The sequence below is a fragment of the bacterium genome, assembly GCA_016124905.1.
Classification (GTDB): domain Bacteria; phylum Pseudomonadota; class Alphaproteobacteria; order Rickettsiales; family RI-342; genus RI-342.
On sequence record WGMV01000026.1, the window covers coordinates 1 to 22,328 of the forward strand.

Below are 22,328 nucleotides of genomic sequence, written 5' to 3' on the forward strand. Positions count from 1 at the left end.
TATGCCCACCAAAACAGCCAATCATGCCTCATCCGCCTCTAACTGGGCTCCGGACAGCTGGCGCGCACTGCCCATTCGTCAGCAGCCGGACTATGCCAATGTGGAAGCGCTGGCGAAGGTAGAAGGCGAGCTGGCCTCCCTGCCCCCGCTGGTGACCCCCTATGAGGTGCAGGACCTGCGGCGCGACCTGGCGAGCGTAAGCGCCGGTCAGGCGTTTTTGCTGCAGGGCGGCGATTGCGCGGAGAGCTTTGCGGAATTCAACCATGTGAACCTTCAGCAATATTTCCGCGTGTTGCTGCAAATGACGGTGGCCCTGATGTATGGCGCGGGCAGCCCTGTGATCAAAGTGGGGCGCATCGCCGGGCAGTTCGCCAAGCCGCGCTCCGCCGGAACCGAGATGGTGGACGGGGTGGAATACCCGGCCTACCGGGGCGATATCGTCAACAGCATTGAAGCCGACATGAAAGGCCGCCAGCCGGACCCAGCCCGTCTGGTGCAGGCCTACCATCAGGCATCGGCCACGCTGAATTACCTGCGCGGGCTGGCCAAGGGCGGTTTTGCCTCGCTCAAGCAGATCGGTGAATGGAACACGGAGTTCATCAGCCGCTCGCCCCAGGCGCGCCGCTTCAAGGACCTGGTGCAGAACATCAATGACTGCCTTGGTTTTATTGAGGCCTGCGGGTTGCCGCTGGATGATATGGAGCAGCTGAAAGAGGCGCGTTTCTTCACCTCCCACGAAGGGCTGCTGCTCAATTATGAGCAGGCTTTCACCCGTAAGCACGAGATTGACGGCAAATGGTACGACCTTTCGGCCCATATGCTGTGGATCGGCGACCGGACGCGGACGCTCGGCGAGGCGCATATCGAGTATATGCGCGGGATTGAGAACCCTGTGGGGGTCAAGGTAGGCCCCAGCATGAAGGGGGATGAGCTGATTGAGGTGATCGACGCCCTGAATCCGGACAATATCCCGGGGAAACTGGTGCTTATCTCCCGCATGGGGGCGGGGAAAATCGGCGAAATGCTGCCTGCCCTGGTGCGGAAGGTCAAGGAAGAGGGTCGGCACGTGGTCTGGTCGTCCGACCCGATGCACGGAAACACCATAAAATCACCTAATGGTATTAAAACACGCCGCTTCAACGATATCTTGTCTGAGCTAAAAAGCTTCTTTGCAATTCACGAAGCAGAGGGTACGATTGCCGGAGGTGTCCATTTTGAAATGACGGGGCAGGATGTCACGGAATGCCTGGGCGGCGCGCAAGCCATATCCGAACTGGATCTGCATGCACGCTACCACACGCACTGTGATCCGCGCATGAATGCATCCCAAAGTTTGGAAATGGCGTTTTTGATTGCCGAGGAGCTTAAGAAACGTGCGCAGGAAAGGCGTAGTAAATCTCTTGCAGCGTAGACGCGAAGGCCCGATCTACGGGTTGGAGCGGCTGATTCGCGTGCCGTTGTTGCAACGTGTGAACGCGCGCGCCAAGCGTTACAAGCTGGTGGTGAGCCCCGAGGGCGTGACACTGGTGCTGCCATCCCGTTACCGTCAGGAAGCCGCGGTGGAGTTTGTCCGCCAGCATGCGCGCTGGGCACAGGAACAATGGCAGCGCATGGAAGCCCATGTGGCGCAGCGCATGCAATATGGCGTATTCGACGGCGAGCCGGGCAGCGAAGTCACCTATTTCGGCGAGACGATCCCCTGGCGTGTGGAATATGGCCATAAGCGTGGCAATGCCGAACTGATCGACGGCGAGATGGTGTTTCAGCTGCGCAATGAGGAACCGGAAGAGGACGATGCCTGGAACCTGACGCGACTGCTGAAGCGCTGGTATAAGGAAGAGGCCGCCCGCCAGGCCGCGCCGATGGTGGCGCATTATTCCAAACTGCTGAAAGTGCGCCCGACGAGCATTCAGTTCAAAGACACGCAAAGCCGCTGGGGAAGCTGCCATCCCGATGGCCGTATCATGTTTCAATGGCGCCTTATCATTCCGCCCCATTGGGTGATGGATTACGTGGTGGCGCACGAGCTGGCGCACCTGCGCCATGCCGACCACAGCCCGGCTTTCTGGAAGCTGCTGGAAAAAGTCGCGCCGCACACGCCGCATGCGAAGGCTTGGCTCAAGCATTATGGCTGGACGCTGCATGAATTGATTTAGCGTGAGCTAAATCAATTCATGCACGGTTTTTAGTGGCTCGCTCCGCTCGCATAATTTGAATTGCCATGCTCCGCATGGACGCGCCCAATAAGGGCGCGGGCCCTCAATGGGCCAGTCGCGCGATGCGCTCCACCTTTTGTTGGCTCGCTCCGCTCACTGTCACGCCCGCATTGGCGGGCGGGCCCTCAATGGGCCAGTCGCGCGATGCGCTCCAGTGTTTATGGTTTGTCAATTTTGGGCGTGCATCGCGTAAACCGGGAATCCCCCCTGAGACACCCACTTCATATGGATTCTCGGTTCGCTGCGCGCCCGAGAATGACAAAAAGATGATGATTAGATAAAAAGCCTCAGAGATTCCTGTTCGCATTTGCGCCAGAGGGGGCCGGATTCGGTGAATTCCATTTTCCTGGTGCAGGCTTCCAGGCTGCGATGGTAGCGCAGGTGGGTGATGTTGAGATAGTCGAGCTGTGCGTCGTGACCTGCCAGCATCAGGTACATGCGTGTGGCGGGGAGAATGAGGCCGCCGAGGTAATGCAGGATGGAGAGCGGTCTTGCGGCGATACCTCTGGCGGGCTTCAGGATGCTTTGGTGGCGCAGGGCCATTTCCCACAGGGCGTAGGCGCGGGCCTGAAGCTGTTCATCTTCCAGACGCTTGGAAAGCTGGCGCGATACGTCGACCAGTCTTCGCTGCCACCAGTATAGCCGAATGCGGTCGAGCATATCAGACCGCCCTCTTATAAAATTGTTTTGGGGCGGCGGAGGTGGGTAATCATCAGCCAGACGAACATGAGCCCGCCGACAATGGCCACCGTGCCGCCGAGCCCCATGATGCCCATGCCGATTTTTGCGCCCATCGCCTGATAGGATTCGGTCGTTTTGCGCGCCACTTCATAACCGCCGGAAATGAAGAGCCCGCTGATATGCATGAGTTGACCGATGCCATAGATCCATGGCTGCCAGCGACCCGCGCGGCCTGTGACTGGTGACTTTCCGAGCAGCGGCAACAGCGCGTAAAACAACCCCATGCAGGCGATGCTGATGCCGACGATGCTGCCGTGATAATGGGCAGGGATGGTGACATCGACCTCGCGGATCATGGTGGCGATGAAACCACCCGCGGCAAAGAGCATGATGGAGGCATAAAGGCTGTTGCGGATGGGGATCAGCCCGGCTTTCACCGTCTCCCGGTGCTTGCCGCGCCAGCGCAGCAGCAACAAGACAAAGGGCAGCAGGTAAAGCGCACCCGCCACCATCATGTGCCCCGTGTAGTAAAGCTGAAAGCCCGGCATATTGACCGGCCATATGCCGAAGGGAAGCAGACTGAGCGGAACACTGGCCGTCACCAGAACGATCAGCGGCATGGCCCATTTCTGTTCCCATTGCACATTCCACCCCAGCGCCATGCACAGGGCCATCCAGCAAAGCAGCAGCACATGGGTGTGGTTGATCTGGAGCAGATGGCCGCCTGCCCAGAAAAGCTTCTCGAAATATTCCTCCGGCGCGAGGCCCGCGGGCATCAGGTTATAACTCAGCACCAGCGCCATCAGCGAGGTGAAGGTGATGAGCGCGCTGGCCCAGCCAAGCAGCGTCATCAGGCCGCTGTGACGGCCGATATGTATGGCGAAGAGGGTGGAAACGCTTTGCAGCAGCAGCGCGGCAAACCAGAAGCCCAGCACAAGGAAAAAAACCGGTTCCTGCAATACGGGCACATAATTATTCATCAGCGGGCCGGCATCGCGGCTGGCGAATGGCGCAATCGCCATCAACAGCACGCCGGTCATGAAACAGCCCTGGGCAAAACGCTGTACAATTAGCATTCGCCCCTGCGAAAGCAGATGCCACCAGAGACAGGCGACCGACATGAACCAGGCCAGCACGGTGAGATCCACATGCGCCACGAGTGCGGTGTGGAAGAAATCCTTGAAGGGCATTGCCTCCTGCACGCCGGGGGTGCGGCACAGCACCAGCAGGATGGAGAAAACGCCGCCGATGGCCAGCGCGGTGACGCCCGTCCATACCCAGGCCAGCGCCTGCGGGCTGGATTCAACCAGTTCGGCCATGGCATCAAACGGATGCGGCCTGGCCGGTTTCGCGCTTGCCGCTTTCGGCTGCTTGCGGCGCGTTTGCGTCACTTTTGCATTCATGCTATAGCGCCCCTTGTCTGAATTTCAGCATGAGTTGTAATTGCCCTTGCGCACTGCTTCAACCACTTCAAGGCAAGTTGTTACGTCAAGGCGAGTGGGTTACTGGCTGCTGGCCTGCTGCCTCATGGTGGCGCTGATGGTGCTGGTGGGCGGGCTGACGCGCCTGACCGAATCCGGCCTTTCCATCGTGGAATGGGCGCCGCTGAAAGGCACCCTGCCCCCCATGAACGACGCGGCATGGAACGAGGCTTTCTCCGCCTATCAGCAAAGTCCGGAATATATCCAGAAAAACCACGGCATGACGCTTGCGGCCTTTAAAGCTATTTTCTGGTGGGAATTCATCCACCGGCTGATCGGCCGCCTTATCGGGGCGGTATTTTTGCTGCCGCTGGTTTATTTTGCGGCGACCAAATGCATTTCAGGCAGAGAGACGCTCAAGCTCACGGCCATTTTTGCTCTGGGAGGGTTACAGGGCGGCATCGGCTGGTTCATGGTCAAAAGCGGGCTGGTGGATGCGCCGATGGTCAGCCCGGTGCGGCTTGCGCTGCATCTGGGCATGGCCTTTGTCATCTTCATCCTGCTGTTGCGGCAGGCATGCCGTTACCTTTCCGAACGTCCTGCGGCCGAACTCAGCAAACGGTCAGCCCTCATGCGCACGCGCAAGCTGTTTGCCGTGATGCTGGGTGGGCAAATTCTGCTTGGCGCACTGGTGGCGGGTAATGATGCCGGGCTGGTTTATAACAGCTTTCCCACCATGAACGGCCATTGGCTGCCCCCCGAATGGCTGGATTTGCAGCCTCTGTGGCGAAATTTCATTGAAAACCACGCAACCGTGCAATGGACGCACCGCATGGTGGCTTACCTGACCGTGACGGCGCTGTTGTGGCATAGCTGGGTTGCCCGAAATGAATTTTACCAGGAAAAGGTGCGCGCTCACGTCATTTTGCTCATTTTGGTGGTAGCGTGTCAGGTGGTTTTGGGTGTAAGTACGCTGCTATACGTGGTGCCGGTGGGGCTTGCCTCCCTGCATCAGGTCACGGCGCTCGCGCTGGTGGCCATTCTGGTGAGTTATTTTTGGTTCGTGCCATGCAGCAGCAATGCCCCGTCCATACGCAGGAAAGCGTAAACGCCACCCCACAGGTGGAAAGCGACAACCGCCCCGCCATTGATTATGGCGGATATTTTGAAGACGCGCTGAACCAGCTGAAGGGCGAAGGACGCTATCGCACCTTTAAACAGCTTGAGCGCAAAGTGGGCGCTTTTCCCATTGCACGCGATGTGGAGCGCAACCGCGATGTGGTGATCTGGTGCAGCAATGACTATCTTGGCATGGGGCAGCACCAGAGCGTGCTGAACGCCATGCATCACGCGCTGGACGACCTGGGTGCGGGCGCGGGCGGCACGCGCAACATCTCCGGCAATCACTCCGTGATTGTGGACCTTGAACGCGAACTGGCCAGCCTTCATCATAAAGACGGCGCGCTGGTGTTCGTGTGTGGCTATGTGGCCAATGAAACCACGCTGAACACGCTGCTTTCCATGCTGCCGGGCTGCGTGGTGTTTTCGGATGAGAAAAACCATGCCTCGATGATTCAGGGCATCCGCAACAGCCGTGTGAAAAAGCAGATATTCCGCCATAACGACCTGGCGCATCTGGAAGAGCTGCTGAAGGAAGAGCCGCTGGACACGCCAAAGCTGATCGCCTTCGAATCGGTCTATTCGATGGATGGCGATATCGCCCCCATCAAGGAAGTCTGCGAGCTTGCCAAGAAGTACAATGCCCTGACCTATCTGGACGAGGTGCATGCGGTGGGCATGTATGGCGACCATGGCGCCGGCGTGGCCGAGCGCGATCAGGTGATGGACAAGGTGGATATCATCCAGGGGACCTTTGCCAAGGCCTATGGCGTGATGGGCGGTTATATCGCCGCCAGCCGCGAGATTATCGACGTGGTGCGGAGCTATGCGTCCGGCTTTATCTTCACCACCGCCCTGCCCCCGGTGCTGGCGGCGGGCGCGCTTTCAAGCGTGCGACACCTGCGCCAGAGCCAGTATGAGCGTGACCAGCAGCAGGCCAACGTGGCCTACCTGAAAACACGCCTGAGGGAAGAGGGCATTCCCATTCTCGACAGCGTATCGCACATCATTCCCGTAATGGTGGGGGACCCGGCGCTGTGCAAGCAGGCATCCGACCTGCTGTTGTCCGAGCATTACATCTATGTTCAGCCGATCAATTATCCCACCGTGCCGAAGGGCGGCGAGAGGCTGCGTGTCACGCCGACCCCGCTGCATACCAGGGAAATGCAGGATGCACTGGTGGCGGGGCTGAAGGATGTCTTTACCCGTTTGAACATCCGCTACGCGTCGGCCTGCCCCGCTTGACCGGCGAGCGATTGCGCCCGTGTTTCGGCTACATTGAAACAGGATGGAAATAATTCAAAAACTGCACGCTTAAACGTTGACAAGCCGCCGCGCTTGAGTAATGTGCGCTTCCTTTCGCCCCGAACCGGGGGGCGGTTTTAAGAGTGAGTTCGTAGCTCAGCCGGTAGAGCATCTGACTTTTAATCAGAGGGTCGCGGGTTCGAGTCCCGCCGAACTCACCATCTTCCTTCAGAATCGACGCATTTCGCCATGGCGAACCCGCTTCTTATGCCGGGCGCTGCGTGACTTGGGGTTCGAGTCCCGCCGAACTCACCATTTCCATGCCAAATCAATAAATTACCTGAAATCGCCTTTTCCGGGCGTGGTAATGTTTCTTTCAAACTAAGCTGTTAAGGCTAGGCTTGGATCATTAAAACCTGAGGATTATGGCCCCTCGCAGCTTATTCGTAGGTGACCCGGCGCCGTGGTTCACCTGCCGTTCCAACAACAACCCCACCTTTCATTTTGATACGGTGGCGGGAAAATATACCGTGCTGAGTTTCTTCGGCAGCGTGGCAAGCCCCGATTACGCCGGTATTTTGCAGTTTATGACGACAGAACTGCGTCATTATTTCGACGATCTGAAACTTTCCTTTTTCGGCGTGAGCATCGACCCGGCGGATGAAACGGAGCACCGCATGGTGCCGCAAAAGCCCGGCATTCGGTTTTTCTGGGATTTCGACCGCAGCGTTAGCGCGCTTTACGGCGCGCTGGATGCCGAACGAAAGAACGAACAAGGTGAACTGGTTTATAGCGCATTCACGCTGGTGCTGGACCCATTCCTACGCGTGATTGCCAATATCCCAATGGAAAATGCGGACCATAACGCCATTCTCGCCGACCTGCTTAGTAGCCTGCCTGCCACCGGCGACCATGCCAATGTTCCTCTGAACGCGCCGGTGCTGATTCTACCGCGCGTCTTTGAGCCCTCGCTCTGCAAGGAGATGATCGCGCTCTATCAGCAGCATGGGGGCTATGAATCCGGCTTCATGCGTGAGCGGGGAGAAAAAACGGTGCCGATTCTCGACAATAATTTCAAGAAACGGCGCGATTTCAATTTCGAGAACACACCGGAGCATGATCAGCTTCGCATCGCCATCCGCAACCGGCTCAGCAGGCGGCTGGTGCCGGAGATACGCAAGGCATTCCAGTTTCATGTCACGCATATCGAGCGTTACATCGTGGCCTGTTACGATGCGCAGGAGGGCGGCTTTTTCCGCTCTCACCGCGACAATACGACACGGGCGACGGCGCACCGGCGCTTTGCCTGCACCATCAATTTAAATGCGGAAGAATTTGAAGGCGGCGATCTGCGCTTTCCCGAATTCGGCCCGCGAACCTACCGTGCGCCAACAGGCGGAGCGGTGGTATTTTCCTGCTCGCTGCTGCATGAGGCCACGCCAGTAACAAAGGGCACGCGCTATGCGTTTTTGCCCTTTTTCTATGACCAGGCCGCCGCAGAGCTTCGTAAACAGAACCAGCAATTTCTCTCAAACGAGATTATGAGGCTCGGGGCTTCCGCCGAAGCACCGGCAGAGAATAACGATGCCGGATGAACTGGTATTGAAGCGGGTGGATTTTGGTAGCGATGCCTATCACCAGCTGGTTGAACTCAGGAACAGATGGCTGCGCATTCCACTGGGATTGACCATCAGCAAACGCGATATGGAGCCGGATGCACAATGCCTGCATCTGGGCGCATGGCTGAAGGACGAAGCCGTGGGCTGCGTGCTGCTGCAGCTGGAGCCCCCTACAGGCATTTTGCGGCAGATGGCCGTGGCGGAACGGCATCGCCACCTGGCACTCGGGCGCAAGCTGGTAGCCTTGCTGGAATCCGAAGCACGGCAACATGGACTGGTGGAAATCACCCTGCATGCGCGGCTTGAGGCAGCGGGATTTTATGAGAAGCTGGGTTACCGGCGCGATGGGGATGTGTTTGAGGAAGTGACGGTTCCGCACATCGCCATGCGAAAATCACTCGGCTGAAATTTTTACATCCCCACCCAAGGCCTTGTATAGCTGCACGGCAGCATTGAGGCGGTCGAGCCGCGCCTGAATGGCGCCGTCATCGGCCTGCAATTGCGTGCGCTGCGTATCGAGGAAGGTCTGGAAATCGGTCGCACCGGCATCGTAACGCGCGCGGGCGATGCGATTGGCCTCCGCCGCTTCGGTGCTGGCGATATCCAGCTGGGTCTGGCGTTCGGCACTGGATTTGATGCCCGCCAATGCATCCTCCACTTCGCGGAAGGAGGTCAGCACGATCTGCTGATAATTTTCCGCCAGTTCAAGCTGGCGTGCCTTGGTGCGTTCCAGTTCGCCTTCCAGGCGGCCGCCTTGAAAGATGGGCGCGAGCATGGAGGCGACCAGCCCCGTGGCCACGCTGGATGGGCTGGCAAGCAAGGCGGCGTTGGCGCTCAGCGTCAGGCTGGGGAAGAAGGCTGCGCGCGCCGCGCCGATATCGGCATTGGCCGCTTTCAGGCCTGCTTCCGATGCGCGAATGTCGGGGCGCTGCTCAATCAATGCTGAGGGCAAAGTGGGGGCGATGTCGGGGATGGCGGCATCGTCCAGCGATGCGATGGGGGCGACGAGATCCTTCGGCGCGTGACCGGTCAGCACCGCAAGCTGGTTGAGCGAAAGCGCCAGCTGATTTTCAATGCTCGCCAGTTGCGCACGGCTGCTGGCCAGCTGGGATTTCTGCTGGGAGAGCTCAAGCGCCGACAGGCGACCTTCGGTGTATTGCGCATCGACGATCTTCAACACCTCTTCCTGATTTTCGAGGTTCTTTCTGGCAATCTCCAGGCGTTTTTGCAGGCCGATGCTGTTGAAATAGGCCTGCGTTACATCGGCGGCGGTAATGATGCGCAGCGCATCCTGATCGTATTGCGTGGCGGTGTAGCGCTCGGCGGCGGCTTCCACACCGGCTCGGTTTTTGCCGAACAGATCCACTTCGTAGGAAATGCTGCCCTGGATGCGCGCGCTGTTATCGGCTTTGGTCTTGTCCGTATCGTTGCGGGAGGCATTGCCGGATGCGTTGGCATTGGGCAGCAGCGATGCACCGGCGACGGTGGTGGATGCCCTCGCCTGCTCCACCCGTGCGATGCCGGCTTTCACATCGTGGTTTTCTTTCAGCGCCTGGTCGACCAGTGCATTGAGCTCGTCGTTATTGAAATTCTTCCACCAGTTTGCAGGCGCCTGTTCCTGCGTGGTCTGGGTTGTGTCCTCCTTCCAGCTTTCGGGTGTGTTCATGGAGGGGCGCATGTATTCCGGCACGAGGGAACAGCCGGTGAGCATCAATACGACAGCGAAGGGGATGATGCGTTTCATGGGATTCTCCTATTCCGATGCGAGCGCCACGACGGGATCAAGCCCGGCGGCCTTGCGGGCGGGAAGATAGCCGAACACCAGCCCGGTGCCGACGGCGCAGCCGAAGGCCAGCATGGCGGGGAACGGCGTGAATTTGATGCCGACATCAAACAACGTGAGCAGCCAGCCGCCCGCGAACCCGGTGATGACACCGAGCACGCCGCCCACGGTGCAGACCACGGCGGCCTCGGTATTAAATTGCAGCATGATGTCCTTCATGCGTGCGCCGGTGGCCATGCGGATGCCGATTTCACGCGTGCGTTCCGTCACGCTCACCAGCATGATGTTCATCACGCCGATGCCGCCGACCAGCAGCGAGATGGCCGCCACCGCACCGAGCAGCACGGTGAGGGTGTTTTGTGTTTCGGTCGCCATTTCCAGAAAGGAAGCGGAATTGCGAATGTTGAAATCCTCTGTGCGGTGGCGGTTTTTCAACAGCTCGGTGATGGCGTCCTGCGTGTCGTCGATCTGGTCGACATCGGTCACTTTCACGGTGATGGAATTGAGGTAGGGACGGCCGAAAAGGCGGATGATGCCGGTTGTGTAGGGCACGAAAATCGCGTCGTCCTGGTCGGTACCGAAGCCGGATGCACCCTTGGCTTCCATCACGCCGATGACTTCAAACGGAACGTTCTTCAGCAGCACATATTGGCCGATGGGGTTTTCGCCATGTGGGAAGAGATTGTTCAGCACCGTCTGCCCCAGCAGGGCGACGGGGGCATAGCCTTTCACATCGCGCCGGGCAAAGAAGCTGCCCTGCACCACGCTCCAGTCGCGCGCTTTTGAAAAATCCGCCCCTACGCCCTGCACGGATGTCTGGTAATCCAGATTGCCGAAGCGGGCCGTGACGCGGCCGCTGCGTTCGGGCACGGTGAGTTCGACATTGGGGATGTCGAGAATTGCATCGGCATCCTGCGAGCTGAGGGTGATGATGTCGCCCGCGCCGCGCATGCCCGGCGCGCCGGGGCGCACGTTGAGCAGGTTGGTGCCCATGGCGGTGATCTGGTTCAGCACCTTCTGTTTGCTGCCATCGCCGACTGCGAGCATGATGATGACCGAGGCCACGCCGATGACGATGCCGAGCAGCGTCAAGGCCGTGCGGAAGATGTTCACCTTGAGCGAGCGCATGGCCATTTTGGAGGCTTCCGTCACATCGCCGAGGCTGGCTTCGTGCGCCTCCCCGATGCCGGTGGTTTTTTGAGCGTCGGTGTTTTCCACCTGTTCGCCGTTCAGCTCGTCGCTCAGGATTTTACCGTCCTGAATGCGGATGATGCGTTTGGCGTGCAGGGCCACCTGCTCATCGTGCGTGATGAGGATGATGGTGCGGCCTTCCTTGTGCAGGTCTTTCAGTAGTTCCATCACTTCCTGGCTGCTGCGGCTGTCGAGCGCGCCGGTGGGTTCGTCGGCCAGGATGATGGGCGGATCGTTCATCAGGGCGCGGGCGATGGCCACGCGCTGCTGCTGGCCGCCGGAAAGCTGGGAGGGGCGGTGGTCGGCGCGCTCACCAATTCCAAGACGGGTGAGCAGCTGGCGCGCGCGGGCAATGCGGCGTTGCTTGTCCATGCCTTTGTAGATGGAGGGTATCTCCACATTCTCTTCCGCCGTGGAGGTGGTGAGCAGGTTGTAACGCTGGAACACGAAGCCGAAGCCGTCGCGACGGAGGGTGGCCAGCTCGTCCGGCCCCATGTGGGCGGCTTCCCTGCCCAGCACGCGGTAGCTGCCGGAGGAAGGCTTATCCAGGCAGCCGATGATGTTCATGAGGGTCGATTTGCCCGAGCCGGGCTGGCCCATGATGGCGACGAACTCGCCTGGATAAATGGTGAGCGAGACGCCATCCAGCGCGCGCACGATGGTATCGCCGCTGCCGTAATGGCGCGTGATGCCCTCAAGCTGCAGCACGGGTTTCTGGCCGGGTGTCACAGGCGCGGCCCTCCGCGCATACCGCTGCGGCCGCCGGCGGCCTTACCGCCGGTTTGCTTGTTGCCAGTGGGGCGCTGCCTGATGACCAGTTCGTCGTTCTCGGTCAGCCCGTCCTTGACCTCAGCCTGGGTGCGGCTCATGAGGCCGATATGCACGAGCTTGTCGGTGGTTTTCTTGCCGTCCTTCACATGCGCCATGTAGGCCTGGCCCAGTTGTTCGCTATCCTGCGCTTTTACGCGTTTGCCGAGCGCCTCCACCGGAATGGTCAGCACATTGTCGGCGCGCTGCAGCTCGAAGAACACCTGTACGCTCATGCCGGTCATCAACTGGCGGTCCTTGTTGTCCACGTCGATCAGCGCATCGTAGAGCACCACGTCGTTGATTACTTCCGGCGAGGGCTGAATCTGCCATAATTTACCCTTCCAGCGGCGCTCGAGGTTGCCGAGCGTGGTGAAGGAGACTTCCATGCCTTCCTTCAGGCGCATCACATCGGCCTCGGCCACCTGGGCTTTCACGGTCATTACATCGAGGTCGGCCAATTGGACGATGACCGGGGCGGTCTGGCTGGCGTTCACCGTCTGGCCTTCGCGGGTCGGCTGAAGCACCACGGTGCCGTCCATCGGGGCATAGATTTTGGTGTAGCTGAGATTGGCCATGTCCCCTTCCAGGGTGGAGTTGATCTCCTCGATCTGCGCCTTGCTGGACGCTACGCCGGCATCGGCCACTTTCAGGGCGGAGAGGCTTTCCTGTAAGGCTTCCTGGCTGACGGCCTTGGCTTCCATCAGGCGTTTGTTGCGTTCATATTGCTGGCCAGCGAAAACAGCCTGCGCCTTTTGCTGGTTGAGCTGGGCTTCCAGCGTGCGCAGGCGGGCCTTGTCGCCCTCCACGCGGGATTCGTAGACGCGGGGGTCCAGCTCGGCCAGCAGGTCGCCCTTTTTGACCACATCGCCGATTTCCACATGCAGCTTTTTCAGCTGGCCGGACACTTGAGCGCCGACATCCACATATTCCTTGGGTTCCAGCTTGCCCTGGGCGGTCACCGTTTCTTCAATGGTTTCACGCGTTACCTTTACGGTCCGGCTGTTTTGCACGTCTTCATCATCCAGGCCTGGCCCGAATTTCCACCAGGCGCCACCGGCAAGCAGCAGCAGGCACAGGATGATCCATAATTTGCGGGATTTTTTCATTCTATCCGCCATTTTTATTACCTTAACCACAAGAGGTTGCGGCTTTCATAAGATAATACGGATAGCGAAACAAAATCCTTCGCTGGGAGTGATATAAGCGGAGCCTCAATAAGCCGGTCATTTTTCGGTTATTTTGCGGTCAGGCCCTTGCGGGCATCCTTATTGGCGGGATCATAGACCAGCGCCTGCCGGTAATCCGCCTGGGCGAGGTTGCGCTGGCCAAGGCGGTCGAACGCCTGGGCGCGGCCCACCAGCCAGGGCGCATGGGTGGGGGCCATGGTGAGAAGATGGTCCCAGTCCTGCACGGAGCGGTCCGCCTTTTCATTCTCTGCCAGCCAGCTGGCGCGTTCCTCCAGCCAATATTGGCCTAGCTGCGTTTGGTTATTGACCAGGGATAGGGAAACCGCGTGGTTGAGCGTGTTCAGCACCTGGGGTTTGTCCTCGGCCATCTGCCAGGCGCGGTAAGCTTGCTGAAGCAGGTCCAGCGCAAGGGCGACCCTCGTTTTTTCATATTGCAGGGTGAGTTGGTTGAGCAGCGTGCCCGCCTCCTGAAAGCGGCCCAGATTATACAGCGCCATGGCCTTGCAATGCTGGATGGAAGGGTCATCCGCCTGGGAGGGGGACGCCTCGATCATCGCCAGGGTTTTGTCCGGCTGGTTCTGGCTCATTTCCGAGCATTCCAGGTATTGCACGGTGGGGTGCACGCCCTTTTGCGCGGCCGCCGCTGCCGCAGGCGCCGCCGTGGCCGCAGCCGCTTTTGCCGCGGTGGATTTGGCAGGCGATTTTTTGGCCTGAAGCGTGCCGGTTGGGTAGGCTTTCGCCTTGGATTTGGCTTTCTTCTGTGCCGCATCCCCATCCTGCACCATCAGCAGGCAGAAAGACAGAAGCATGACCAGGAAAAGGCGCATTCGTCATCCATCCACAAAGATTCAAGAAGATCGACAGATTCTCAGGCCATGTTTAGCCCGACATCCCCCGGCCGCAAAGGCTTTTATGCACATAACGGGCATTTGCCGCCAACGCGTTGTTTTTTAGTCCGGTTTCATTATGCTTGCAGTTGGCACGTCTCTTGCATTCCTAATTCAAAATAGATGATTTGAGGGGTTTATGCGCGCATTGCTACGTTTCACCATGCTGGCCGGATGCCTTGCCGTTACAGGCTGCGCCCTGGCCGTGCCCGTGCTGGACGGCGCCGAGCAGACCGTGCAGCTGACACGCAAGAAAATCCGCTCCATGGCGGGTATGTCCCCCACGTCGGATGTGCCGGAACCGCGTACGCCGATCGCCGTTTATTGCTACAATACGCTGGGCGATGTGGATTGTTACGCCACGCCGCAGCAGGGCCAGCAGACGCGCCTTGCCGGCGTCGGCAGCGTGGCCACTATTCCAGCCGCGTCGCTTCCCATTACGTTTGAAGCGGTTGAAGAACCGCCACCACCAAGCGTTGAGCCGGTGATGATCCGCGAGCTTCCCAAGCCGCCTCCCGCCGCACCCTCCGCCAAACCAGCCGCCAAAACCAGCGCCAACATCATCATTGACGACCGGATGTATGACAGCAAACAGCTGCCTGGAAAAACGGAAATAGAACAAAAAGATAATGCGCGTTTTTCCAAAAGCCAGCAGGCTGCGGAAGCCGCCGAATCCGGCACCATGTGGCATTAAACACCCGAGACAATAAAAAACGGCGCCTAAACAGGCGCCGTTTTTCTATTTATAGCAGAACTAGGCTTTTTTGTTGAGGCGTTCGCGCAGTTCCTTGCCCATACGGAAATAGGGAGCAAAACGAAGACCGACTTCCACCTTATCACCGGTGCGGGGATTGCGCGCTGTGCGGGCCTTGCGCTCACGCACGGAAAATGCACCAAAGCCGCGAAGTTCAATGCGGCGACCGTTTGACATGGCGGTGGAAATTTCACCGAATACCGTGTTGACCAGCTTCTCGATATCACGCTGGTACAGATGCGGATATTTGCGTGCCAGCTGTTGTATTAGATCTGATTTGGTCATGGCGTCCTCAATAGTCAATTTTAAGGGGCGGATGGTGAATTAATCGCCCAATGGTTGCACCGCAACATAATGTTATGAGAATACAGTAGTTGCCAAGCAAAAACCATATTCTTTTCATAGTAAAAACACTAAAAAACCCATAAAGCAAGCACATTGTTAAGCATGTTTAGAACGATTTTAAACCTATGCTTGCAAACGGTATTTATTGCCAAACAGCCATCAACCCCAGGTGGTTTTTTCCATTCAGTACATCTCCCATAAAGCGGGAGAAGACATTCTTGTCCAGCCACTCACCCGGCTGGGTTTCCTCTTTCACTTCCACCACAGGGATATCCTTGTTATGGAGGGTTTCATGCAGCCAGGCTTCGGCCTCTGGCTCGCCGCCGATTTCATCCACCAGTTTCAGTTCCAGCGCCTGCCGCCCTGTGAAGACGCGGCCATCTTTAATGACGGCGATGGTTTTGTCATCCAGCTTGCGACGCTCTTTGACGATACCGAGGAAATAATGAAAAAAGTCATCAATCACCACCTGGATCGCCTCCAGCGCCTCTGGCGTGGCTTCCTCTACAGGGGATGGGCTGGCCTTCAGCTCACCAGATTTGATGGTGATGGGCTTGATACCAAGCTTATGGGCGAGTTCCGTCACTTCCACGCTTTGCATCAGCACACCGACGGAACCGGTGATGCTGCCCTCGTGGGAAAAGATGCGGTCACCCGCAATGGCGGCCATGTAAGCAGCCGAGGTTGCCATGCCGCGCATGACCACGACCACCGGCTTCTCGGCGGAGATGAGACGCAGTTGCTTGTAGATGGTCTCGCCGCCAACGGCCGTGCCGCCTGGGCTGTCGATGCTGAGGAGCAGCGCTTTGGCGCGCTTGTTCTCTTTGATATCATTAAATAATTTCACGCGGGCCGGGTCATCGAGGATCATGCCCTCCAGATTGTACCGGGCAATGTATTCGCCCCCCGCAATAGGGCCGTTAGCGCCGCTTTTCAGCATGGCAACCACCGCAATCGCGATGGCCACCATGCTGAGCAGCTTCCATATGCGCACCGAACGCTTCAGCTTGACGCGGTCAAGAAAGGCATCCGTGTGCGTAATCATGGAGATAGTACCTTACTTAGGCTTTTTTGGTTTTCTTGGCTTTGCCCTGCTCTTCCGACGCTTTGTTCAGCGCAGCGCCCAGGATGTCGCCCAGGGATGCACCGCTATCGGTGGAGCCGTACTCGGCCACGGCGCGCTTCTCTTCATCCACCTCAAGGGCTTTGATGGAGAGGGTGAGCTTGCCGGATTTCTTGTCGACGGACACGACGTTGGCATCCACGCGGTCACCAGCGGCAAAACGCTCGGGGCGCTGTTCGCTGCGGTCGCGGGAGAGGTCGGAACGTTTGATGAAGCCTTTGGAGCCGTTGGCGTCCACTTCGATCCCGTCGTCGGACACAGCCGTCACCGTGCAGGTAACGGTCGAGCCTTTCTTCAGGTCGCCGGAGGCGCTGCTGCCGCTGCCGGAAGAGGCCGTGTTGCCTTTGCCTTCCACCAGTTGCTTGATGCCGAGGCCGACGCGCTCTTTTTCCACGTCGATCTCAAGCACCTTGGCTTTCACCATGTCGCCACGCTTGTAGGCTTTGATGGCTTCTTCACCGGCTTGATCCCAGCTGAGATCGGATGCATGCACCAGACCTTCGATGCCGCCATCGAGCGCCACGAACACGCCGAAATCGGCGATGTTGCGAACTTCGCCTTCCACCAGGTCACCTTCCTTGTGGTTTTTGGCGAATGCCTCCCACGGGTTGGCTTCACACTGTTTCATGCCAAGCGAAATGCGGTGTTTGGCAGGCTCAACGGCCAGCACCACCACATCCACTTCCTGGCTGGTGGAAACGATTTTGCCCGGATGGATGTTTTTCTTCGTCCAGCTCATTTCGGAGACGTGAACAAGGCCTTCGATGCCATCGCCGAGATCAACAAACGCGCCGTAATCCGTGATGTTGGTCACGGTACCGCGCATTTTCAGGCCGGTCGGGAAGCGGGCTTCGATGTTATCCCACGGGTTGCTCTCAAGCTGTTTCATGCCAAGAGAGATACGCTGGTTTTCCTGGTTGTACTTGGTCACCATCACCTTCACGGTCTGACCGAGGGTCAGCATCTCGCTCGGGTGGTTGATGCGCTTCCAGGAAATATCGGTCACGTGGAGCAGACCGTCGACACCGCCGAGGTCAATGAACGCACCGTAATCGGTGATGTTCTTCACGATACCTTCCATCACCTGGCCTTCCAGGATGTTCTGGAGGATTTCCTTGCGGGCTTCCTGGCGGGATTCTTCGAGAATCGCGCGGCGGGACACCACGATGTTGCCACGGCGACGGTCCATTTTCAGGATCACGAACGGCTGGGCGATGCCCATCAAGGGCTCGATATCGCGCACGGGGCGGATATCCACCTGGCTGCCGGGAAGGAACGCAACCGCACCGCCCAGATCCACCGTGAAGCCGCCTTTGACGCGACCGAAGATGGTACCCTGAACACGCTGGCCGGATTCGCTGGCTTTTTCCAGCTTTTCCCAGGCTTTTTCGCGGAGGGCTTTTTCGAAGCTGAGGACGGTTTCACCGTGGGAGTTTTCAAAACGCTCCACGTAAATCTCAACTTCGTCGCCCGGCTGAAGCTCGCCTTTGGCCTGCAGCAGCGCGAATTCGCGCAGCGGTACGCGGCCTTCGGACTTAAGGCCCGGGACTTCCACGATCACATTATCTTTTTCAATGCGAAGCACGGTGCCCATGGCGACATTGCCTTCACGGGTTTCACTGTACTTGATGAATTCCTTAAACAGATCACCGAAATTTTCGTCGGTTTGATCACTCCATGCGGAGGCTGCGGTAGCAGAGGACATAGATTATCCTGACTTTTGGTTAGGGTTAATACAGACGCCAGACGGAAAGCCGCCCGGCGCAGGAAGGGCGGAACATAGGGATTTTCAAGCAAAAAGCAAGCGTATAAACCACGTATTACAACGCCTAGGACGCTTTTGCCTGTGGGCGGCGCAGGTGGGACTCGATGATCTCCACGGCCTTGTTGAAGACTTCTGTCGGCTCCATGTCGGACGTGTCGATGATGATGGCGTCTTTCGCGGGTTTCAGCGGGGCGACCGCGCGTTTCTGGTCGCGCTCGTCACGGGCGCGGAGCTCGGCCAGCACGGTGTCGTAATCCACTTGGGCCTCAAAGCCTTCCACTTCCTGAAAACGGCGGCGGGCGCGGGCTTCCACGCTGGCAGTGATGTAGAATTTCACCTCGGCGTCCGGGCAGACGACAGTGCCGATGTCGCGCCCGTCCAGGATAGCCCCGCCCAGGCGGCGGGCATATTGCTGCTGGTATTCCAGCAGGGCCTGGCGCACCAGCGGGCTGGCGGAGACGATGGAGGCGGCGTTGCCGACATTCTCCTGCCGCAGGCGCGGGTTGAGCAGGTCCTCATCGCGCAGGTCACGCGCGGCTTTCAGGGCCTCCTCCTCGTCCGAGGGGTCGAGGTTGAGGTTAAGCAGTTTCAGCCCCACGGCGCGATAGAGGCGGCCGGTATCGAGATAGGACAGGCCGAAATAGCTGGCAAGGCGCCGTGCCAGGGTGCCCTTGCCGGATGCGGCAGGGCCGTCGATGGCGATGCAGAGGCTCTGGATGGGGCCTCGGGTTTTGGTTTCCACACCGGCGGGTGGGGCTGCCAGCACCGGGGCTTCCTCCTCCATCTCCATATCGGCGCCGAGCGCCTGCATGAGGGAGATGAAGTTGGGGAAGCTGGTGGCAATCGGGCTGCCATCGTCGATGATGACCGGGCGGCGGGCGACTAGACCGAGCACGAGGAAGGCCATGGCGATGCGGTGGTCCAGCTGCGCCTGGATGGTAGCGCCGCCCTGGATTTCGGCATTGCCGGTGACTTTCAGCCAGGGTTCGCCCTGCTCGTCCTTGCCGGTTTCGGCATGGACGCCGCAGGCGAGCAGGCCTTCCATGACGGCTTCGAGGCGGTTGCTTTCCTTTACGGTTAGTTCGGAAAGGCCGTAAAAGATACTGGTGCCTTCCGCGCAGGCGGCGGCGACGGCCAGGATGGGATATTCGTCGATCATGCTCGGCGCACGGCTGGCGGGCACGATGACGGCCCTCAGGCGGCTGCTGCGGATGCGCAGATCGGCCACCGGCTCGCCCGACATCTCGCGCGGGTTGCGCCATTCGATGTCCGCGCCCATTTCCTTCAGCGTTTCGAACAAGCCGATGCGGTGGGGGTTCATGCCCACGCTCGGCAGGGTGATGTCGCTATGTTGCGTGATGAGCGCGGCTACGGCAGGAAATGCGGCCGAGGAAGGATCCGCCGGGACGTGGAGCGGCTCGGCGGGGGCAATGAGGTCCTGCTGGCCTTCCAGCCTGATGGAGATGGCGCCGTCCTTGTCGGTTTCCTGCATCAATCTTGCGCCGAAATGGCGGAGCATGCGCTCCGTATGGTCGCGCGTGGGGGCGGGCTCGATGACGGTGGTGACGCCGGGGGTATTTAACGCGGCCAGCAGCACGCCGGATTTCACCTGGGCGGAAGCCACCGGCAGGCGGTACTGGATGGGCAGCGGCATATCCGTGCCCTGCAGCAAAAGAGGCAGCAGGCCCGACTTGCCGCCACGGCTGCGGGAAAGGATGCGCGCGCCCATCTGCTCCAGCGGGGTGATGATGCGGCCCATCGGGCGGCGGCGCAGGCTGGCATCGCCGGTGAAGAAGCTGTTGAAACCATAGGGCGTGACCAGGCCCATCAGCAGACGGGTGCTGGTGCCGGAATTGCCCATGTCGAGGATGTTTTCGGGCTCGTGCAGGCCGCCTACCCCAAGGCCCTTGACGTGCCAGTAGCCTTTGCCGACACGCTGAATGCCCACGCCCATCAGGCGAAGCGCATCGGCGGTGCGGTGGACATCCTCGCCTTCCAGCAGCCCGTAGATCTCCGTGGTGCCGATGGCCTGGGAGGCCAGCATCAGGGAGCGGTGGGAGATGGATTTATCGCCCGGGACATAGGCCGTGCCGTTGAGGCTGGGGCTTGCGTGGGACGTGGCGGGCTTGCGGATGTGATCGTGTGATTCCATGCCCCTTAATCAGCATTCGCTATCGGCTAGCGCAAGTGTTTTCTGCTTGAGGGCTTCGTCATTGTAGGCGAGGCAATCCGTAACGACGGGGAATGACGCCAAGAATATAGAGAATATGAAATCAGAGCGGGATGTTCGCCCGGTGCCTGGCGGGGCCGATGGTGATTGGGCTTCTGGCCGAGGTTTCATCCCCCGGGGAGGAAACGGCCACCTTGGTTTTTCGGCTGGCCTGGCGCGTTAGCTCCCTGCCCTTCACGTAGCCCACCGTCATGCAGGTGAGGCCCACAAAGCCGAGACCGGCGGCAAGCTCGGCCTGGCCGTTGAGCCCGAGCACGATGCTGCCGATTACCACCGTCATGGCGACGATGAAGGAAAGAATCTGCCCGAAATACATGCCCGATTGCTGAATCTGCGCCAGTTTTTCTTCCATCTGGTGACGGTGCTGCTGCTCTTTTTCAAGCAGTGCCAGAATGGTTTCCGCCGAGCCGGCGATAACATTGTTATAGGCCTGTAGCGTTTCCGGCGCGGGCAGAAACTCCATGGCGCGTTCAACGGGGCGGGTGCGTATGCTCATGGGTGCTTATCCTGCGGTATCTCGGCGTGTTCGGTGATCCATTGCTTAAAGACGCGGTGCGCATCCTGCGAAATATTGAGATGGTCCAGCATCAGGCAGGCATCCGTACTGCGGCGGGGAGAAATCCACTGCCGCGCATGCGCGCCATACACATAATAAGGCGCATAGAGCGCGGAGCCCATGAAGCGAAAAAACTGCTTCAGACCATCCACCATCGCGCTTCCTAATTCTGTTTGCTGACAAAATAGTTCATGAGAATCTTCGCCGCCGCATATCCTACCCTGTTGGTGTAAGGGATGCATTCCATATCCGCAATATCAAGCATCTGGGATGCGGTGGTGAAAAATTCGTAGCTGTTGGGCTGCAGCTTCATGTCCACAATCTCATCCACGCAGCATTTGAGGTGCCAGAAGAGGCGGTGCATGCCGTAAGGCAGGCGTGACATATCATAAAACTGGCGGAAGCTGTGGTAATTGCCGGTGTAGAGATCGGCCACCTTCTTCATGTCCATTTTGCTGCGCACCGCCATGCAGGACATGAAAAGCCGGTGATTGCCGAGCATCAGGATGGCTGCAAGAAAAATCGGCGACAAGGCGCCCTCGCGGTTGAAATAATCCGCTAGCTCGGAGCATTTTACATCATTGGGCACATTTCCAAGCGCCATCACGCGATCCAGATCCTCCAGAATGCCCGGGTCTACCTCGTCATGCTCAAACATCTGGCGTTCGCGTTTGGCGACGATACGCTCCTTGGACATACTGGTGGAGCGCTCCACCATGTGCTTCACCGCCTTGGCGGGAATGGGATGACGCTTCATGAAGGCCTGCATGATGTCGTCGGAATCGTAAAACTCATCGGCAATGTGATGGTAGTGTTTATCGTCAATCTCCGCGCCGGTATTTTCCAGCAGGGCGTGGCAGACCTCGTGAATCTTGCGTTCCACCAATGCCCCCACCACCTGCACCGAAACCTGGTTGCGGCGGGCAATGGCCAGCAGGCGGACGACCTGCTGCGTGGCCTGAATGATGGCCATCAGCTCCTCATCCTGTATGCGATGGGAATGCTGGAGTATGCGCGCGGCGACCTCGGGGTCGGCATCGTGGGCGAGTTCCAGCAGCATGTCCATCGGCGTGTGGTTGGATGTTTTGATGCCGTCGGCCATGGCCATGCGCACATCGCGCTGTTTATCGCGCGCAAGAAGGTAGGCAATGTCCAGCGTCAGCTGATATTCGCGCTCACTCTGCGTGGCCTCCTCCATGCGCTGGCCAATTTTCATGGCAAGGGCGGCGCGTGTATTGGAAGAAGGATCCTGCGCCAGACTCAGCAGATCATTGACGTTCAACGGTTGATTGGACGGCTTCGGCATAGTCATTGGCGCGCCATGTTGCATGTCGTTGATTTACTTTATGCATTGGAAGTTAACGCATTGTAAACCAAGCGCAACCAAATGCGGCAT

The 22,328-nt window shown here is 58.8% G+C and carries 19 protein-coding genes, 1 tRNA gene and 1 pseudogene; 8 read left to right on the plus strand and 13 right to left on the minus strand.

The annotated features are described in order from the left end of the window. Position 1 precedes the first annotated feature (1 nt). Together GC177_07170 and GC177_07175 are read left to right on the plus strand one after the other, a co-directional pair. On the plus strand, positions 2–1,411 hold the full coding sequence (locus tag GC177_07170; GenBank protein MBI1275736.1) for a 3-deoxy-7-phosphoheptulonate synthase class II: 1,410 nt from the start codon (positions 2–4) through the stop codon (positions 1,409–1,411). Beyond that, positions 1,353–2,156 carry a DUF45 domain-containing protein gene (locus tag GC177_07175; GenBank protein ID MBI1275737.1) on the plus strand — a complete coding sequence of 268 codons (804 nt, stop codon included), beginning with the start codon at positions 1,353–1,355 and terminating at the stop codon, positions 2,154–2,156. Before GC177_07170 ends, GC177_07175 begins: the two co-directional genes overlap by 59 nt. Positions 2,157–2,489: 333 nt before the next feature. On the opposite strand, the gene GC177_07180 is transcribed toward GC177_07175, so the two are convergent. Then, positions 2,490–2,876, minus strand: coding sequence for a hypothetical protein (locus GC177_07180; GenBank protein MBI1275738.1), 387 nt, complete (start codon positions 2,874–2,876; stop codon positions 2,490–2,492). A gap of 14 nt (positions 2,877–2,890) precedes the next feature. Next, positions 2,891–4,300: a hypothetical protein gene (locus tag GC177_07185; protein MBI1275739.1), complete on the minus strand. Its 1,410-nt coding sequence runs from the start codon at positions 4,298–4,300 to the stop codon at positions 2,891–2,893. Between the two features lie 124 nt (positions 4,301–4,424). Between GC177_07185 and GC177_07190 the strand changes: the two genes are divergently transcribed. The 5 genes from GC177_07190 (at position 4,425) to GC177_07210 (ending at position 8,707) form a co-directional block, all read left to right on the plus strand. After that, positions 4,425–5,426, plus strand: coding sequence for a heme A synthase (locus GC177_07190; GenBank protein MBI1275740.1), 1,002 nt, complete (start codon positions 4,425–4,427; stop codon positions 5,424–5,426). Then, on the plus strand, positions 5,387–6,682 hold the full coding sequence (hemA, locus tag GC177_07195) for a 5-aminolevulinate synthase (protein MBI1275741.1): 1,296 nt from the start codon (positions 5,387–5,389) through the stop codon (positions 6,680–6,682). The genes GC177_07190 and hemA overlap by 40 nt, the downstream gene beginning before the upstream one ends. A 145-nt stretch (positions 6,683–6,827) precedes the next feature. Next, positions 6,828–6,903, plus strand: a tRNA-Lys gene (locus GC177_07200). Between the two features lie 204 nt (positions 6,904–7,107). Then, positions 7,108–8,277, plus strand: a complete 1,170-nt coding sequence (locus GC177_07205) for a redoxin domain-containing protein (GenBank protein MBI1275742.1) — start codon at positions 7,108–7,110, stop codon at positions 8,275–8,277. Then, positions 8,267–8,707, plus strand: a complete 441-nt coding sequence (locus GC177_07210; protein MBI1275743.1) for a GNAT family N-acetyltransferase — start codon at positions 8,267–8,269, stop codon at positions 8,705–8,707. The genes GC177_07205 and GC177_07210 overlap by 11 nt, the downstream gene beginning before the upstream one ends. Here the strand turns inward: GC177_07210 and GC177_07215 are convergent. The 4 genes and pseudogenes from GC177_07215 to GC177_07230 form a co-directional block, all read right to left on the minus strand. Continuing rightward, complete coding sequence (locus GC177_07215; GenBank protein ID MBI1275744.1) at positions 8,696–10,045, minus strand: efflux transporter outer membrane subunit; 1,350 nt, start codon at positions 10,043–10,045, stop codon at positions 8,696–8,698. The two genes, GC177_07210 and GC177_07215, sit on opposite strands and share 12 nt — an antisense overlap. 9 nt (positions 10,046–10,054) lie before the next feature. Next, positions 10,055–12,004 (minus strand): MacB family efflux pump subunit, encoded by a 1,950-nt coding sequence (gene macB, locus GC177_07220; protein MBI1275745.1) that lies wholly within the window; start codon positions 12,002–12,004, stop codon positions 10,055–10,057. Further along, positions 12,001–13,203: an efflux RND transporter periplasmic adaptor subunit gene (locus tag GC177_07225; protein MBI1275746.1), complete on the minus strand. Its 1,203-nt coding sequence runs from the start codon at positions 13,201–13,203 to the stop codon at positions 12,001–12,003. Before GC177_07225 ends, macB begins: the two co-directional genes overlap by 4 nt. Before the next feature lie 695 nt (positions 13,204–13,898). Continuing rightward, positions 13,899–13,982, minus strand: a pseudogene (locus tag GC177_07230) (DNA-binding protein). 316 nt (positions 13,983–14,298) lie between these two features. Here GC177_07230 and GC177_07235 point away from each other — a divergent pair. Further along, a complete protein-coding gene (locus GC177_07235; GenBank protein ID MBI1275747.1) occupies positions 14,299–14,853 on the plus strand; it encodes a hypothetical protein in 555 nt (184 codons plus the stop codon). A 60-nt stretch (positions 14,854–14,913) separates the two neighbouring features. Here GC177_07235 and GC177_07240 read toward each other — a convergent pair whose 3' ends face one another. The 7 genes from GC177_07240 to GC177_07270 all read right to left on the minus strand — a co-directional run bounded on the left by GC177_07240 (position 14,914) and on the right by GC177_07270 (position 22,262). Next, on the minus strand, positions 14,914–15,198 hold the full coding sequence (locus tag GC177_07240) for an integration host factor subunit beta (GenBank protein MBI1275748.1): 285 nt from the start codon (positions 15,196–15,198) through the stop codon (positions 14,914–14,916). Positions 15,199–15,400: 202 nt separating this feature from the next. After that, the gene (sppA, locus tag GC177_07245) at positions 15,401–16,303 is read right to left on the minus strand and encodes a signal peptide peptidase SppA (protein ID MBI1275749.1); all 903 of its coding nucleotides are present in this window, start codon (positions 16,301–16,303) and stop codon (positions 15,401–15,403) included. A gap of 16 nt (positions 16,304–16,319) precedes the next feature. Continuing rightward, positions 16,320–18,086, minus strand: coding sequence for a 30S ribosomal protein S1 (locus tag GC177_07250; protein MBI1275750.1), 1,767 nt, complete (start codon positions 18,084–18,086; stop codon positions 16,320–16,322). 124 nt (positions 18,087–18,210) lie between these two features. Next, the gene (gene aroA, locus GC177_07255) at positions 18,211–20,298 is read right to left on the minus strand and encodes a 3-phosphoshikimate 1-carboxyvinyltransferase (GenBank protein ID MBI1275751.1); all 2,088 of its coding nucleotides are present in this window, start codon (positions 20,296–20,298) and stop codon (positions 18,211–18,213) included. Positions 20,299–20,419: 121 nt separating this feature from the next. Continuing rightward, positions 20,420–20,872: a DUF2335 domain-containing protein gene (locus GC177_07260; protein ID MBI1275752.1), complete on the minus strand. Its 453-nt coding sequence runs from the start codon at positions 20,870–20,872 to the stop codon at positions 20,420–20,422. Beyond that, positions 20,869–21,087 carry a hypothetical protein gene (locus GC177_07265; protein MBI1275753.1) on the minus strand — a complete coding sequence of 73 codons (219 nt, stop codon included), beginning with the start codon at positions 21,085–21,087 and terminating at the stop codon, positions 20,869–20,871. Before GC177_07265 ends, GC177_07260 begins: the two co-directional genes overlap by 4 nt. An 8-nt stretch (positions 21,088–21,095) precedes the next feature. Beyond that, positions 21,096–22,262, minus strand: a complete 1,167-nt coding sequence (locus GC177_07270; GenBank protein MBI1275754.1) for a DUF2336 domain-containing protein — start codon at positions 22,260–22,262, stop codon at positions 21,096–21,098. Positions 22,263–22,328: the final 66 nt, after the last annotated feature.

Coding starts and splice junctions, on each gene's coding strand:
- GC177_07190 (MBI1275740.1), top strand. CDS start 4,425: ATGGTGGCGCTGATGGTGCTGGTGGGCGGGCTGACGCGCCTGACCGAA.
- hemA (MBI1275741.1), top strand. CDS start 5,387: ATGCAGCAGCAATGCCCCGTCCATACGCAGGAAAGCGTAAACGCCACC.
- GC177_07265 (MBI1275753.1), bottom strand. CDS start 21,087: ATGGTGGATGGTCTGAAGCAGTTTTTTCGCTTCATGGGCTCCGCGCTC.
- GC177_07185 (MBI1275739.1), bottom strand. CDS start 4,300: ATGAATGCAAAAGTGACGCAAACGCGCCGCAAGCAGCCGAAAGCGGCA.
- sppA (MBI1275749.1), bottom strand. CDS start 16,303: ATGATTACGCACACGGATGCCTTTCTTGACCGCGTCAAGCTGAAGCGT.
- GC177_07170 (MBI1275736.1), top strand. CDS start 2: ATGCCCACCAAAACAGCCAATCATGCCTCATCCGCCTCTAACTGGGCT.
- GC177_07225 (MBI1275746.1), bottom strand. CDS start 13,203: ATGGCGGATAGAATGAAAAAATCCCGCAAATTATGGATCATCCTGTGC.
- GC177_07235 (MBI1275747.1), top strand. CDS start 14,299: ATGCGCGCATTGCTACGTTTCACCATGCTGGCCGGATGCCTTGCCGTT.
- GC177_07180 (MBI1275738.1), bottom strand. CDS start 2,876: ATGCTCGACCGCATTCGGCTATACTGGTGGCAGCGAAGACTGGTCGAC.
- GC177_07240 (MBI1275748.1), bottom strand. CDS start 15,198: ATGACCAAATCAGATCTAATACAACAGCTGGCACGCAAATATCCGCAT.
- GC177_07210 (MBI1275743.1), top strand. CDS start 8,267: ATGCCGGATGAACTGGTATTGAAGCGGGTGGATTTTGGTAGCGATGCC.
- GC177_07215 (MBI1275744.1), bottom strand. CDS start 10,045: ATGAAACGCATCATCCCCTTCGCTGTCGTATTGATGCTCACCGGCTGT.
- GC177_07205 (MBI1275742.1), top strand. CDS start 7,108: ATGGCCCCTCGCAGCTTATTCGTAGGTGACCCGGCGCCGTGGTTCACC.
- aroA (MBI1275751.1), bottom strand. CDS start 20,298: ATGGAATCACACGATCACATCCGCAAGCCCGCCACGTCCCACGCAAGC.
- GC177_07270 (MBI1275754.1), bottom strand. CDS start 22,262: ATGCAACATGGCGCGCCAATGACTATGCCGAAGCCGTCCAATCAACCG.
- GC177_07250 (MBI1275750.1), bottom strand. CDS start 18,086: ATGTCCTCTGCTACCGCAGCCTCCGCATGGAGTGATCAAACCGACGAA.
- GC177_07260 (MBI1275752.1), bottom strand. CDS start 20,872: ATGAGCATACGCACCCGCCCCGTTGAACGCGCCATGGAGTTTCTGCCC.